Here is a 13,246-nt window from a genome sequence, read left to right as displayed (position 1 = left end):
TCCATGCCGCAGCAACCTACCCGTCTCACCCCGCTCGCCCGTACCATGCGTCAATGGCTCCTGGGGGCCAGCTTGAGTTTCGTCGCACTGCCTTGCGTACAGGCTGCCGATGCCAAGGCCTATCACATCGCGCCGTCGTCACTGGAAAACGCCCTCAATCAGTTCGGACGCGAGGCCGGGGTGTTGATTTCCTTTGGCTCACAGACAACCGCTGGCCTGCAGAGTCGCGGCCTGGAAGGCAGCTACAGCCCGGAGCAAGGGCTGAGCGCGCTGCTCGAAGGCACAGGCCTGCAAGCCCGGCCCGAGGGAGATAACGCCTTCAGCCTGCAACCGGCCACCACCACCGCGCTGGACATCGGCACCACCACCGTGGTCGGCGACTGGCTCGGCGACGCCGCGCAAGCCAATGTCTTCGAACACCCCGGTGCCCGTGACGTCATCCGCCGTGAAGCGTTCGAACGCCAGGGTGCGACGCAGGCGCGGGATGTGCTCAATCGCATTCCCGGCGTCAATGCACCGGAAAACAACGGCACCGGTAGCCATGACATGGCGCTGAACTTTGGTATTCGCGGGCTCAACCCACGCCTGGCGTCACGCTCCACGGTGCTGATGGACGGTATCCCGGTGCCTTTCGCACCTTACGGCCAACCGCAGCTATCGTTCGCGCCGGTCAGCATGGGCAACATGGACGCGGTGGATGTCGTGCGCGGCGGCGGCGCAGTGCGCTACGGCCCGCAAAACGTCGGCGGCGTAGTCAATTTCGTGACGCGGGCGATCCCCGATGCACCCACGGTAAAGGGGGGCTTCCAGACCGAGACGAGCCCATCCTCCAGCCACGACGGTTTCAAAACGTCCTCCAATCTGCTGGCGGGCGGCACCGCCGACAACGGCTTGGGCGGTGCCCTGCTGTATTCCGGCACCCGCGGCGGCGACTGGCGCGAACACAGCGACACACAAATCGATGACCTGATCCTCAAGGGTAACTACCAGTTGGACGAGGCCAACAGTTTCAATGCCATGGCCCAATATTACGAAGGCGAGGCCGATATGCCCGGCGGCCTGAATGTGGCCGACTACGATGCCAACCCGTATCAATCCACACGTCCGAACGACCGTTTCTGGGGCCGTCGCACCCTGGTCAATTTCGGCTACCGCTACCAACAGGACCGCCGGGAATTCACCGCCAGCACGTTCTTCACCAAGACCTTGCGCAGCGGCTACCTGGACCAGGGCACCTTCCTGTCCCTGTCGCCTCGCGAATATTGGGTCCGCGGCCTGGAAACCCGTTTCGCCCAAGGCTTCGACCTCGGCCCCACCAGCCATGAGGTCGGCGTCGGCTATCGCTACATCAACGAGGCGGGCCATGAGCTGCGTTATCGCACGCCCATCGCCAGCAACGAATTGCCGACCACCTCCAGTCGCAACGACCGTGATACGCGTGGGGGCACCGAGGCCAATGCGTTTTTCATCGATGACCGGATCGACATCGGGAAATGGACCATCACGCCGGGTGTTCGCTACGAAATGATCGAATCCCAGCAGACCAACAACCTGACGAATGTGAAGTACAAGGGCGACTACAACACGGCCTTGCCGGCATTGAACGTGCTGTATCACCTGACCGATGAGTGGAATCTGTATGCCAATACCGAAGGCTCGTTCGGCAGTGTGCAGTACAGCCAGATGCCCAACCGTGTCAGCAGCGGTGAAGTGAAACCGGAAAAGGCCCGCACCTGGGAGCTGGGCACCCGCTATGACGATGGCACCCTGCGGGCGGAGATCGGCGCATTCCTGATCAACTTCGACAACCAGTATGAAAGCAACCAGACCAACGATTCAGTAATCGCCCGCGGCGAGACTCGCCACCAAGGCATCGAAACCAGCATCAATTACGCCCTTGATGGCCTGAGCCCCGCACTGGCCGGTTTCGACGTGTACGCCACGTATGCCTTCGTCGATGCCACCATTCGTGAAGACGGACCGAACAAAGGCAACCGCGTGCCATTCTCTTCGAAGCACAAAGGCACACTGGGCGTGGGTTATACGGACGGGCCGTGGAAGCTGAACCTGGACAGCACCTATCAGAGCGCGCAGTTTGCCGACAACGCCAACACCCGGGCTGAAAGCGCCGACGGCAGTACCGGCAATATCCCCGGCTACATGCTGTTCAGCAGCCGCGCTGCCTATGATTTCGGCCCGCAACTGTCGGACCTGAACGTGGCGGTGGGTGTGAAGAACATCTTCAATACCCAATATTTCACCCGCTCGTTCGACGACAACAACCGAGGCAAGTACGTGGGGGAGCCGCGCACGCTGTATGTGCAAACGTCCGTGGCGTTTTGATTCGGGGCTACGGTGAACCGCTGAAACAAGACGGGCCTGCGATTGCAGGCCCGTTCGGTGGGTGACTTTAAGCGATCGGGCTCAGCCGTTGAGTGCGGCCCGTTCGTTCTCCAGGAATTCTTCTTCCAATAGCGCATCGGCCAAGGCAACGGATTCGGTCGGTGTCGCAATGGTTGCGCGCTTGCCGCGCAGTTTGCCGAACAAGTGCTCCAAGGCGTTTTCAAGCTTGGTGGCCGCCCCCTCGATCGCCAGTTCCAGCGTATCGGCCTTGTGCGTCACGGAAATCGGCTGGTGGCCTTTAGGCCGCGCTTCAAGCTGGCAACGCAGGTCATGGGGACCGGGCTTGTCGCCGTTCTCGTCCCGCAAATGAACCTCGACCCGTGTCAGGTCTTCTTCATAACGTTCGAGCGTGCTTTCGATGGTAGTACGTACCCACTCCTCCAGTCGGATGCTGCTTTGAATATGGTTATCGCTGTTGACTTGGATTTGCATAGTTCATCCCTTATTTCAGCTAGCTCGCCGGGGGCCATCGACGTGAATGCAACGGCCCCTTGAATACAGAGTCGGGCTGGCGGAAGAACAATTCAACCCCTGGAAAAATATAAATATCCATTTGCAAATAAAGCCGGACAACGGGCAAAGGCACTGTTAATGTCGGGAGTTGCCCCGCCCTGCCCACCCGCCACAAATCGCCTCCCTTCCTGCACCGTCAACGAACATCCGCACGTTATTGCCCCGAAACGGGCAGCCGCATTCCAGACCGTTCGGCGCTTGGGCGCCGGGATCATTGTCCGACAGTTTTTCCGGCATGCCACTTGCTAACTCTCTGTAGGCGCTGCCGCAGACTGCGACCTTTCGGTTTGAAGCCTGCCCAGCCCTGGAAAATTCGAGATGAACACGATCATGGAATGGCCGATGGTCCAGTGTTGCGAACTAATCCCGATCACGGCCGGTCAACAACTGCACGTTCAATCAGGCGGTGACGCATCATGGACAACCCTTTTCAGATCATTACCGACGCTTTTGCGCCGCACTATCAAATCAACCTGAGTATCCAGGGCCTGGATGGCAGCATCATGCTGACCCTGTCCAAGAGCGGGCGCATCGTCGCCAAACGCATGATCAGCGCCCAGCAACGCAACGACCCGGAGCGGCTCAAGCGCCTGGTGCAAAGCATTCAGTTCGGCATCGCCATCGAGCAGGGCCACAGCGCCGTGGCCATCCTCGAAGCCATGACCGGCGGCGACAACATCAAGCTGCCACCACCGCATGCACAGGGTGCGGCCCCCTCTGCCGCTGGCCTTTAAATCTCACCCTTCTCCACTTCGGCATGTTCGCTGGAACCCGCGCCGACCTTGCGGTGCGGGTGCTCGATCTTCACCGAAGGGAACTGCGACGAAGCGTAGCGCACCACCAGGATCGAAAACGCCAGCAGCAGGATGCCGCCGCACAGGTAGATGATCCCCACGTCGGGCGGGCTGTGGTGGGAAACGTTGGAAATCAGCAACCGCGTCAGCGCGGTGATCGCCACGTAGATCAGAAACCGTACCGGCATATGGTTGGTCTTGAAGTAGATCCCGACCATCGCCCCCAATTCCAGGTAGATGAACAGCAGCAAGATGTCGTCGATCTTGATGTGCCCCGCCTCGAGCATCTGCAAGAACTCCATCACCGCCGCCCAAGCGGTGACCGCACCGATGGCGAACAGCGCGAGGTAGTGGAAGGTCTCGACGAACAGGTTTCCCAGGGACTCGGCCAGTTGATGGACGTTCTGGCGCAGGTTCTCGGCCCAGTTTATTTTCACGATGTAGTTTCCTTAGGTCGGTTCGACCGGATGATGCGGGTTGGACGTGACGGTTGTTCTGCATGCAGAAAAAAGGCCAGCGACTGAGGGTGAGATGGCGATAGGCTGGTATCCGGCACTTTTGGGCGCTTCATTCGGCCTTGTCACGAGCGAGCTTTGCTCCCACACAAGCTTTGCTCCCACACGCTTCGCTCTCACATGCCGAAATCGGTCTACATTAAAAAGCCACTATCCAAAGCAACAGGATTCGCTTATTCTTTTGCCTGTATATAAATACAGTAGTCGCAAAGACAAACCAATGTGAAGGCATGTGAGGTGGTGAATGGCCGTCGAAGTGGTATACCGCAGCAGCCGAGATCTGGAGCGCTTGTTCATGGATAAAGCCGAAGCTGACCGTCATGACAAAATGCTGGAGCTCGCCGAATTGCTGGCCGAAGTGTTGCAAAAAGCCGTTCCATCGCTGAGCGAGCAACAGGTCGAAGAAGCCGGGATCTACATGGCGAAGAATCGGGATGTGTTCGCCAAGGCTTTCAAGAGCCAGCCGGACGCCTTGTCCGAACTGCTCAACCCGTCGGACGAGTAACCAAAAAAGATCGCAGCCTTCGGCAGCTCCCACATGGAACAACCGTGTAGGAGCTGCCGAAGGCTGCGATCTTTTTAGTAATAACGACGCGGATCCGAATCGATCAGGCTCGCCAGCTTCGTCAAGGCGAAGCGCAGTTCGTCCTGACTGGTGGGCGACATCAACACCAACCGCACACACCGGGTGGTACCTGAACGCTCAGCCTGGAACTGGGTGCCGCTGAGCACCAATACACCGTTGGCCCGGGCAAGCATGGTGAACTCGTCGCTGGTCCATGGCTCGGGCAGTGTCAACCAGACGTGATAGGAATACGGCTGGGTCTTGAGTTCGAAATTGGCAAAGATTTCCCGGGCGATCGCTTGCCGCCCCGCCGCCTCGTTGCGCTGGATGCGGATCAGTTTCTTGTCCAGGCCTTCGGTAATCACATTGCTGGCCAGCTGCGCCGTCAACGGCGACGGCATCCAGACACTGCTGCGCACCATCGAAGTCAGGCGCGACAGCAATTTCGGCGGGCTGTAGATATAACCGATGCGAAGCGCCGGCATGACCGATTTCGACAGGCTGGTCAGGTACACCGAACGATCCGGCGCAAAGGCCGACAACGGCTTGATCGACGGATCGGTAGCCAGGAAGCCATAGATGTCATCGTCCAGGATGATGAAATCGAATTCCTCGGCCAGCGCGGCAATCTGGGCCCGACGTTTCTGCGACATGATCGCCGCCGTCGGGTTCTGGCAGGTCGCCACGCACACCAGCATCGCCGGCTTCTCTCGCAGGCACAGTTCGCGCAAGGCTTCGGGGATGATGCCTTCGTCATCCATCGGCACGCCACGCAGGCGACGTTCGAGGCCGTGGGCCAGGGAAATGATGCCGGGATAGCACAGCGCCTCGCAGAGCACCAGGTCACCGGCGTTGGTCAGGGCGCTCATCGCAACCATCAAGCCATGCTGGGCCCCGGCGGTAATCACTACTTGTTGCCATTGCGCGTCGGGCAATGAATGACGCAACCATTGAGCCCCCGCCTCACGATGCGCCGGGTGACCGCCGTCCGGCGCGTAATCCAGCGCGCGCGCGAAATCGGTACTTTTGGCCATGCCCACCAGCGCGCCGCGCAACCAGTACTCCAGGGTCTCGCTGTAGGGCTTGATGATCGAAAGATCAAGCAGTTCGGATTGCCCCAGGTTTAACGGCGCGGCGGCGCTGTTGCTGGCCGGCAGTTCCAGTTGCTTCTGGTTGAGCACATAAGTGCCACGCCCCACTTCCCCCTGCACCAGCCGACGCCGATGGGCTTCGCTATAGGCCCGGCTGATGGTGCCCGGCGTGACATTCAAGGTGGTCGCCAGCTCCCGCAAGGTCGGCAAGCGATCACCCTCGTTCAGCACGCCGTTGTTGATATCGCGCGCCAACGCATCGGCAATCGACAAATACATCGGCTGGCTGAACTCGCTTAGCTGGGGAACCCACATGAATGATCACTGCCCATCGTAGAAATGATGAATATCCGAGCATATCACATGGAGGTTAGGCAACTAATAATTCGACTCATCCGGCGAATTGAGTCGATTGATACGATTATTGAATCGTTAATCAGTGGGATATGAATAAATTTTTACAGCAAATAATATTCATATAAATCAAATGATTAACAACAAAAACCACTAAAAAACCCCCGCCATGACAGAAAAATATCTCGTAACAATCCCGCCACCTATTGAATCAACTCAATTCATTCAAATACACTGATCTCGAATCGAAGCAATCGACTCAATCATCCACTGCGGGCTCCTGCCGCGCCAAGTCGAGACATCATGGACACATTCAGAAAGGATCTATCCCTGTCAGCGATCATCGCGGGTTTCATCGCCGTGATCATTTCCTACGCCGGCCCGCTCATCATCGTGTTCCAGGCAGCCAAGGAAGCCCACCTGCCCGATGACGTGGTGTCTTCCTGGATCTGGGCCATTTCCATCGGCAGCGGAATTACCGGCCTGCTCCTGAGCTGGCGCCTGCGTGTCCCCGTCATCACCGCGTGGTCGACACCGGGGGCGGCATTGCTGGTATCGATGCTGCCCACCGTGACCCTGCCCCAGGCCATCGGTGCCTATGTGGTGGCGTCGGTGATCATCGCCGTGGTCGGTTTGTCCGGGGCATTCGACAAACTGATGAGCCGCCTGCCCAAGGCCATTGCCGCCGCCATGCTCGCCGGCATCCTGTTCCGCTTCGGTGCCGAGCTGTTCACGTCGATCAAGCTGCAACCGGCGATGGTGCTGGCGATGATCGCGGCCTACCTGGTCTTCAAGCGTTTTTCGCCACGCTACGCCATTCTGTCGGTGCTGATCATCGGCTGCGCGGTGGCTGCCTCGTTCGGTGAACTCAACAGCAACTCGATCACCATCGCCGTGGCCCATCCGGTCTTCATCGCACCGGAATGGAACTGGCACGCGATCATCAACATCGGCCTGCCACTGGCGCTGGTGACCTTGACCGGCCAATACGTGCCCGGCATGGCCGTATTGCGCACCTCGGGCTACAACACGCCAGCTCGCTCGATCATTTCGGTCACCGCGATCGGCTCGGCCCTGATGGCCCCGTTCGGGTCCCACGGCCTTAACCTGGCGGCCATTACCGCAGCGATCTGCACCGGTCGAGAAGCCCACGAGGACCGCGACAAACGCTACATCGCCGGGATTGCCTGCGCAGTGTTCTACATCCTGATGGGTACCTTCGGCGCGACCCTGGCCTCGGTGTTCTCCGCACTGCCAAAGGAATTGATCGCCTCCCTCGCCGGCCTCGCCTTGTTTGGCGCGATCAGTGCCGGGCTGACCGGGGCCATGGCCGATGAGAAGCAGCGGGAAGCTGCGCTGATCACCTTCCTGGTGACGGCCTCGGGCATGAGCTTCCTCGGCCTGGCCGCCGCGTTCTGGGGGCTGATCTTTGGTCTCGTGGCGCACTTCGTGCTGACCTACACCCGGGAAAGCAAAGCCGCCGCTATCGCCGAGGGCAGCCGACCATGATCGCTCGTTACGACTTCATCGTGGTCGGTGGCGGCATCGCCGGCGTCTCAGCCGCTTATGAACTGGCGGGCCATGGCAGCGTCTGCCTGCTCGAACAGGAACAGCAACTGGCTTATCACACCACGGGGCGTTCGGCCGCGATCTCGATGGAAAGCTACGGCAACCAGCAGATCCGTTCGCTGACCTGTGCGTCCCGACGCTTTTTCGAGAACCCGCCCGAGGGTTTGGCCGAGCATCCGCTATGGGCGCCGCGGGGCGCACTGATCGTGGCCCAGGCGGCACGGGTGGACAAGCTCAAAGCGCGTTTCAACGCCGTGCTGGAGCAAGTGCCCACGGCCGAGCTGCTCGACGAAAAGCACGTGCAAGAGCTGGTCCCCTACCTCGCCGAAGGCGCCTGGAGCGCAGGGATCTACGAGCCCAGCGCCTTCGACCTGGATGTGCATGGCATTCATGGGGCTTACCTGAGTGGCCTGCGTGCCCATGGTGGCGTGGTCAAGCGCGAGACCGAAGTGCTGCGTGGCGAACATCGTGATGGGCACTGGCGCTTGCACACCCGGGACGGCCAGTCCCTGCAAGCCGCCATCGTGGTCAACGCCGCGGGGGCCTGGGCCGATGAAATCGCTGAGCGCTGCGGCGTGCCCAAGGTCGGTGTCCGGCCGTTGCGGCGCACCGTGCTGGCGGTCGATCCACAGTGCGACGTGCACCACACGCCCTACCTGGGCACGGTGGACGAGGACATTTTCATCAAGCCTGAAGCCGGGCGACTGATCGTCTCCCCCTGCGATGAAAGCCCGTCGTTGCCCTGCGATGCATTGCCGGAAGAGCTTGACCTGGCCATCACCATGGATCGCCTGCAGAACACCACGCGCCTGCGCCCCCGCTCGATCATCAATAAATGGGCGGGCCTGCGCACCTTCGTCGCCGACCGCTCGCCAGTGCTCGGCCAGGACCCGCAACAAGAGAGTTTTATCTGGCTCGCCGCCCTTGGTGGCTACGGCATCCAGGCCGCGCCCGCCATTGCACGCCTGTGCAGTCACGCGGCGCTGGGCATCGCCATGCCGGCCGACCTGGCGGCGCTGCAACTCAACTACCAGCACTTTTCCCCGGCCCGCTGCCGCGACGAGGAATTTTCCAGCCTGGCCGTCAAGCAGGTTGCCGATTTGCACTAACCCATCCACTTAACAAGGAACGTCACCATGCAAACCACCGCTCAAATCCAGTCCGCCGCCAAACCATTCCTGGGCGAAGAGAACGTCATTTTCACCGACAAGGCGCCACTGCCACTGGGCACCTATTCCCAGGGCATCAAGGTCAGCCACGGGCAGACCATCTACCTGTCGGCACAGACCCCGGTCTCGGCGCTGAACAACGAAGTACTGGCCAAGGATTTCGAAGGCCAACTGCGCCAGACCCTCGACAACCTGGTGCAAATGGCCGAAGCGGCGGGCGGCACCCTGGCGAACGTGGTCAAGGTCACGGCGTTCATCACTGACTTGAGTGAGTTCCCGACCCTCAACCGCGTCATGGAAGAGTACTTCACCAAGCCCTATCCGGCCCGCACCACCGCCGGCGCCAGCGCGCTGGCACGCAATACCCTGGTTGCCATCGACGCCATCATGGTGATCTGAAACACCTTCTGTCAGCAGAGTGCCCGTCGGTCCGGTGAGCCGGATCGACGTTGGCAAGGAAAGCACCAGCACAGCGTATTTTCAGAGGGTGACCATGAAAAATTCGTACAGAGAGTATGTATTGCAGTGCCTGGTTTGCGATCGAAGCTACCAGCCCCATGAGGTCAGCTACTACTGCCCTCATTGCAACATCGATGGTGCCCTGGACGCGCTTTACGATTACCCGACGCTCAAGCGCGAATGGTCCCGGGACAGCCTGGCCCATGACCACGCCCGTGGCATGTGGCGCTATGACCGCTTGATGCCGTTGAGCTCGACGCAGTTCATTCCACCGTTACTGGTGGGCAATACGCCGCTGTACTCGCGCCCGGAACTGCTCGGCAAAGGTGCCCGGATCAAAGTCTTCGTAAAAGACGAATCACGGCAACCGACCGGGTCATTGAAGGATCGCGCCAGCGCCCTGGCCGTGGCCCACGCCATGCAATCCGGTGCACGCACCGTGGCGGTGGCCAGCACCGGCAATGCCGCTTCGGCATTGGCCGGAATGAGCGCCAGCCTGGGCCTGCACAACGTCATTTACCTGCCCAAGAGCGCGCCCCGCGAAAAACTCGCGCAGATGCAAGGCTACGGCGCCGAGATCGTGCTGGTCGACGGGCAATACGACGAAGCCTTCGAACAATGCCTCAACGCTTGCGAAAAACATGGCTGGTACAACCGCACCACCGGGATCAACTCGTACATGAGCGAAGGCAAGAAGACCGTCGCCTTCGAGATGTGCGAACAACTCAACTGGCAGGTGCCGGACCTGGTGTTCGTGCCCGTCGGCAACGGCTGCATCCTGGGCTCGGTCTACAAAGGCTTTTTCGACTTGCTGCAATTGGGCTGGATCGAACGTATCCCACGCCTGATCGGCGTGCAGGCCGAGCACAGCAATTTCATGTACCGCGCCTGGCGCTACGACCGCTCGATGCAGCAAACCGAACGCCTGCCGCCCACCAGCCTGGCCAGCAGCATCAACGTGGCGCTGCCGCGTGATCGTCTCAAGGCCATGCGCGCGGTGACCGCCAGCGGCGGCGAGTTCATTTGCGTCAGCGACCCGAGCATTGTCGCCGCCGCCTCCCGATTGGCCGCCAGCACCGGTGTGTTTCCGGAAGCCGGCGCCGCCAGCGCCTTCGCCGGCCTGCTCAAGTACGCAGAAACGCACCCCGACACACCGCAAACCGCCGTGATCCTGATCACCGGCAGCGGTTTGAAAGACACCTCCATTTTTCTATCCGATTCGTCCAAAAGCCAGCCACGGGTGTCGCCACATCACGTGACCGCGCCACCGGCCGAAGCGCTTATCTAAGGAATCCACACCATGAGCCTGCAAAATTTCGATCCCGCCATTGCCCGCCTGATCGACCGCGAGCGCAATCGCCAGGAAACCCACCTGGAGCTGATCGCTTCGGAAAACTACGTCAGCGAAGAAGTGCTCCAGGCCCAGGGCTCCGTGCTCACCAACAAGTACGCCGAAGGCTATCCGGGCAAGCGTTACTACGGCGGCTGCAAGGTCGTCGATGAAATCGAGAACCTGGCCATCGAACGCGCTCGCAAGTTGTTCAACTGCGAATACGTCAATGTGCAGCCGCACTCCGGCTCCCAGGCCAACCAGGCGGTTTTCCTGGCAGTACTTGAACCCGGCGACACGATCCTGGGCATGTCCCTGGCCCACGGCGGCCACCTGACCCACGGCGCCTCGGTCAATTTTTCCGGCAAGCTCTACCGGGCCTTTTCCTATGGCCTGGACACGGAAACCGAAACCCTCGACTACGAAGAAATGGAAGCCCTGGCCCGGGAACACCGGCCGAAAATGATCATCGCCGGGGCCTCGGCCTATTCGCGGACCCTCGACTTCCAGCGCTTTCGCAAGATCTGCGATGAAGTCGGCGCCTACCTGATGGTGGACATGGCGCACTACGCCGGGTTGATCGCTGCCGGCGTGTACCCCTCGCCGGTGGGCATCGCCGACTTCATCACCTCCACCACCCACAAAACCCTGCGCGGCCCCCGCGGCGGCTTGATCCTGGCCAAGGCGCAATACGCCGCCCTGCTCGACAAGACGATTTTCCCGGTGTACCAGGGCGGCCCGCTGATGCATGTCATTGCCGCCAAGGCCGTGGCCTTCAACGAAGCCCTGGGCGACGGATTCAAGCATTACCAGCAGCGGGTGATCGACAACGCCCGGGTCATGGCCGATGTGCTGACCCGGCGCGGTTTGCGGGTGGTGTCCGGCGGTACCGACTGCCATATGTTCCTGCTCGATCTGCGCTCGATGAACATCACCGGCAAAGACGCCGAGGCGTTGCTGGAAAGCGCCCACATCACCCTGAACAAAAACGCGATACCCAATGATCCGCAAAAACCGGCGATCACCAGTGGCATTCGCATCGGCACCCCAGCGCTGACCACTCGTGGCTTTGGTGAAGCGGAATGTGCCGAAGTGGCGAATCTGATCGCCGACCTGCTGGAACAACCGGACAACGCCGCACGCCTGGATAACACCCGACGCCGGGTGATGCATTTGTGTGAATGCTTTCCGGTGTATCTGCTGAGGTAATTGCAGCTGTGGGAGCAAAGCTTGCTCGCGATGAACGATGACTCGGTTAGCCTGAACAATCGCGGCGTCTGCATCGCGGGCAAGCCTTGCTCCCACAGCTAGGCTCCTTCACTGCTACCCATTGCTTCCTTTGGATTTTCAGCGGTACAGCAGGCGCTCTGCCAACTCATCGGCCACCCGCGCCGGTGAGCGCTTCTCCGCCTGGGCGTGGGCGAAGACTTCCGTGAGCCGGGCACCGATCTTCGACAAATGTGCGGTGATCGTCGACAGTTCTTCGCCGCGATGCTTCAGCGCGACATAGATCAACCCGCCGGAGTTGATCACATAGTCCGGCGCATAAAGAATCCCGCGCCTTTCCAACTGGTCGGCCACCTGCAGGCTGCTCAACTGATTGTGGGCCGAGCCGGCAACGGCTGAGCAGCGCAGTTGCGCCACGCTGTGGCTGTTGAGCACCCCACCCAGGCCGCAGGGGGCGAGGATGTCGCAGGGAGTGCTGAGCAGCGCGTCGTTGGCGATCGGATGGGCGCCCAGTTGCTCCATGGCCAGTTGCACCTTGCCAGGGTCAATGTCGCTGACCAGCAGTTCGGCACCCGCCGCGTGCAGTTGTTCGGCCAGGGCATAACCGACATTGCCCAGGCCCTGGATCGCCACCCGCAGGCTTTCGAGGTTATCGCTACCCAGGCGGGCCATGGCGGTGGCACGAATGCCGGCAAAAACGCCCATTGCCGCGTGGGGCGCGGGGTCTCCCGAGGCCGTGGTGCTGGTGACATGGCGGGTCTGCTGGGCGATGCAATCCATGTCGGCCACCGATGTGCCGCTGTCGATGGCCGTGATGTAGCGCCCGTCCAATTGCTCGATGCAGCGACCAAAGGCTTCGAACAGCGCCGCCCGACTCTCGACATGGGCCGGACGCATGATCACCGCAACCCCACCGCCCACGGGCAAGCCGGCCAGCGCCGCCTTGTAGCTCATGCCTTGAGCCAGGCGCACGGCGTCTGCCACGGCACTTTCGTCGTCGGGGTAGGCAAGATAACGACAGCCCCCCAGGGCAGGCCCGGGACGGCTGCAATGAATAGCAATCACCGCCTTCAACCCGGTCGTCGGGTCTACGCTTAGGTGCAGCGATTCAAGGCGGGAGCTTTGCATGAGAGCAAACATCGTAAGGCTCCCGAATCACTTTTGTTTGTTTCGCCAGTATAGGCGTGCAGTCGAAAATTGCTGGAGCACGCCGGAATAAGTCGCCAGGATGGTCAGTCTTTTTCGGCATAACCCGTG

General features: G+C 60.7%; 12 protein-coding genes. 8 read left to right on the top strand and 4 right to left on the bottom strand.

All coding sequences use genetic code 11. From position 1 onward, the window contains the following. Positions 1–3: 3 nt before the first annotated feature. Positions 4–2,343 (top strand): TonB-dependent Fe(3+) dicitrate receptor FecA, encoded by a 2,340-nt coding sequence (gene fecA, locus J4E63_RS02455; RefSeq protein WP_207281002.1) that lies wholly within the window; start codon positions 4–6, stop codon positions 2,341–2,343. Between the two features lie 81 nt (positions 2,344–2,424). Here the strand turns inward: fecA and J4E63_RS02450 are convergent, their stop codons facing one another. Next, the gene (locus J4E63_RS02450; protein WP_103308316.1) at positions 2,425–2,835 is read right to left on the bottom strand and encodes an HPF/RaiA family ribosome-associated protein; all 411 of its coding nucleotides are present in this window, start codon (positions 2,833–2,835) and stop codon (positions 2,425–2,427) included. Positions 2,836–3,332: 497 nt separating this feature from the next. On the opposite strand from J4E63_RS02450, the gene J4E63_RS02445 reads away from it, so the two are divergent. Next, positions 3,333–3,650, top strand: a complete 318-nt coding sequence (locus J4E63_RS02445; protein ID WP_060740718.1) for a DUF3509 domain-containing protein — start codon at positions 3,333–3,335, stop codon at positions 3,648–3,650. On the opposite strand, the gene J4E63_RS02440 is transcribed toward J4E63_RS02445, so the two are convergent. Next, complete coding sequence (locus J4E63_RS02440) at positions 3,647–4,147, bottom strand: phosphate-starvation-inducible protein PsiE (RefSeq protein WP_207280993.1); 501 nt, start codon at positions 4,145–4,147, stop codon at positions 3,647–3,649. The two genes, J4E63_RS02445 and J4E63_RS02440, sit on opposite strands and share 4 nt — an antisense overlap. A 322-nt stretch (positions 4,148–4,469) precedes the next feature. Between J4E63_RS02440 and J4E63_RS02435 the strand changes: the two genes are divergently transcribed. Then, positions 4,470–4,730: a YebG family protein gene (locus tag J4E63_RS02435; protein ID WP_003205410.1), complete on the top strand. Its 261-nt coding sequence runs from the start codon at positions 4,470–4,472 to the stop codon at positions 4,728–4,730. 74 nt (positions 4,731–4,804) lie between these two features. On the opposite strand, the gene J4E63_RS02430 is transcribed toward J4E63_RS02435, so the two are convergent. Continuing rightward, positions 4,805–6,196 carry a PLP-dependent aminotransferase family protein gene (locus J4E63_RS02430; protein ID WP_060740717.1) on the bottom strand — a complete coding sequence of 464 codons (1,392 nt, stop codon included), beginning with the start codon at positions 6,194–6,196 and terminating at the stop codon, positions 4,805–4,807. Positions 6,197–6,538: 342 nt separating this feature from the next. Here J4E63_RS02430 and J4E63_RS02425 point away from each other — a divergent pair, with 342 nt between their 5' ends. The 5 genes from J4E63_RS02425 (at position 6,539) to glyA (ending at position 11,971) form a co-directional block, all read left to right on the top strand. Next, positions 6,539–7,744, top strand: coding sequence for a benzoate/H(+) symporter BenE family transporter (locus tag J4E63_RS02425; protein WP_207280987.1), 1,206 nt, complete (start codon positions 6,539–6,541; stop codon positions 7,742–7,744). Next, positions 7,741–8,913, top strand: coding sequence for an FAD-binding oxidoreductase (locus tag J4E63_RS02420; protein WP_207280985.1), 1,173 nt, complete (start codon positions 7,741–7,743; stop codon positions 8,911–8,913). The genes J4E63_RS02425 and J4E63_RS02420 overlap by 4 nt, the downstream gene beginning before the upstream one ends. A gap of 27 nt (positions 8,914–8,940) precedes the next feature. Beyond that, on the top strand, positions 8,941–9,372 hold the full coding sequence (locus J4E63_RS02415) for a Rid family detoxifying hydrolase (protein ID WP_207280984.1): 432 nt from the start codon (positions 8,941–8,943) through the stop codon (positions 9,370–9,372). Positions 9,373–9,466: 94 nt separating this feature from the next. Then, entirely contained in the window at positions 9,467–10,720 is a 1,254-nt protein-coding gene (gene thrC / locus J4E63_RS02410; RefSeq protein WP_207280982.1) for a threonine synthase, read from the top strand. A 12-nt stretch (positions 10,721–10,732) separates the two neighbouring features. Continuing rightward, the gene (glyA, locus tag J4E63_RS02405) at positions 10,733–11,971 is read left to right on the top strand and encodes a serine hydroxymethyltransferase (RefSeq protein ID WP_207280980.1); all 1,239 of its coding nucleotides are present in this window, start codon (positions 10,733–10,735) and stop codon (positions 11,969–11,971) included. Between the two features lie 138 nt (positions 11,972–12,109). On the opposite strand, the gene J4E63_RS02400 is transcribed toward glyA, so the two are convergent. Beyond that, entirely contained in the window at positions 12,110–13,129 is a 1,020-nt protein-coding gene (locus tag J4E63_RS02400; RefSeq protein ID WP_060740711.1) for a Glu/Leu/Phe/Val dehydrogenase dimerization domain-containing protein, read from the bottom strand. Between the last annotated feature and the right edge of the window lie 117 nt (positions 13,130–13,246).

The sequence above is a fragment of the Pseudomonas sp. FW300-N2F2 genome (assembly GCF_017351655.1).
In the GTDB taxonomy this organism is placed as follows: Bacteria; Pseudomonadota; Gammaproteobacteria; order Pseudomonadales; family Pseudomonadaceae; genus Aquipseudomonas; species Aquipseudomonas fluorescens_AA.
The sequence above is the reverse complement of the archived record's forward strand: the minus strand, read 5'-3'. Positions and strand labels throughout refer to the sequence as shown.

Excerpts from the sequence above, each read along its gene's own strand:
- J4E63_RS02415 (WP_207280984.1), top strand. The coding sequence starts at position 8,941 with ATGCAAACCACCGCTCAAATCCAGTCCGCCGCCAAACCATTCCTGGGC.
- J4E63_RS02420 (WP_207280985.1), top strand. The coding sequence starts at position 7,741 with ATGATCGCTCGTTACGACTTCATCGTGGTCGGTGGCGGCATCGCCGGC.
- J4E63_RS02400 (WP_060740711.1), bottom strand. The coding sequence starts at position 13,129 with ATGTTTGCTCTCATGCAAAGCTCCCGCCTTGAATCGCTGCACCTAAGC.
- J4E63_RS02430 (WP_060740717.1), bottom strand. The coding sequence starts at position 6,196 with ATGTGGGTTCCCCAGCTAAGCGAGTTCAGCCAGCCGATGTATTTGTCG.
- J4E63_RS02435 (WP_003205410.1), top strand. The coding sequence starts at position 4,470 with ATGGCCGTCGAAGTGGTATACCGCAGCAGCCGAGATCTGGAGCGCTTG.
- J4E63_RS02425 (WP_207280987.1), top strand. The coding sequence starts at position 6,539 with ATGGACACATTCAGAAAGGATCTATCCCTGTCAGCGATCATCGCGGGT.
- fecA (WP_207281002.1), top strand. The coding sequence starts at position 4 with ATGCCGCAGCAACCTACCCGTCTCACCCCGCTCGCCCGTACCATGCGT.
- J4E63_RS02445 (WP_060740718.1), top strand. The coding sequence starts at position 3,333 with ATGGACAACCCTTTTCAGATCATTACCGACGCTTTTGCGCCGCACTAT.
- J4E63_RS02450 (WP_103308316.1), bottom strand. The coding sequence starts at position 2,835 with ATGCAAATCCAAGTCAACAGCGATAACCATATTCAAAGCAGCATCCGA.
- glyA (WP_207280980.1), top strand. The coding sequence starts at position 10,733 with ATGAGCCTGCAAAATTTCGATCCCGCCATTGCCCGCCTGATCGACCGC.
- thrC (WP_207280982.1), top strand. The coding sequence starts at position 9,467 with ATGAAAAATTCGTACAGAGAGTATGTATTGCAGTGCCTGGTTTGCGAT.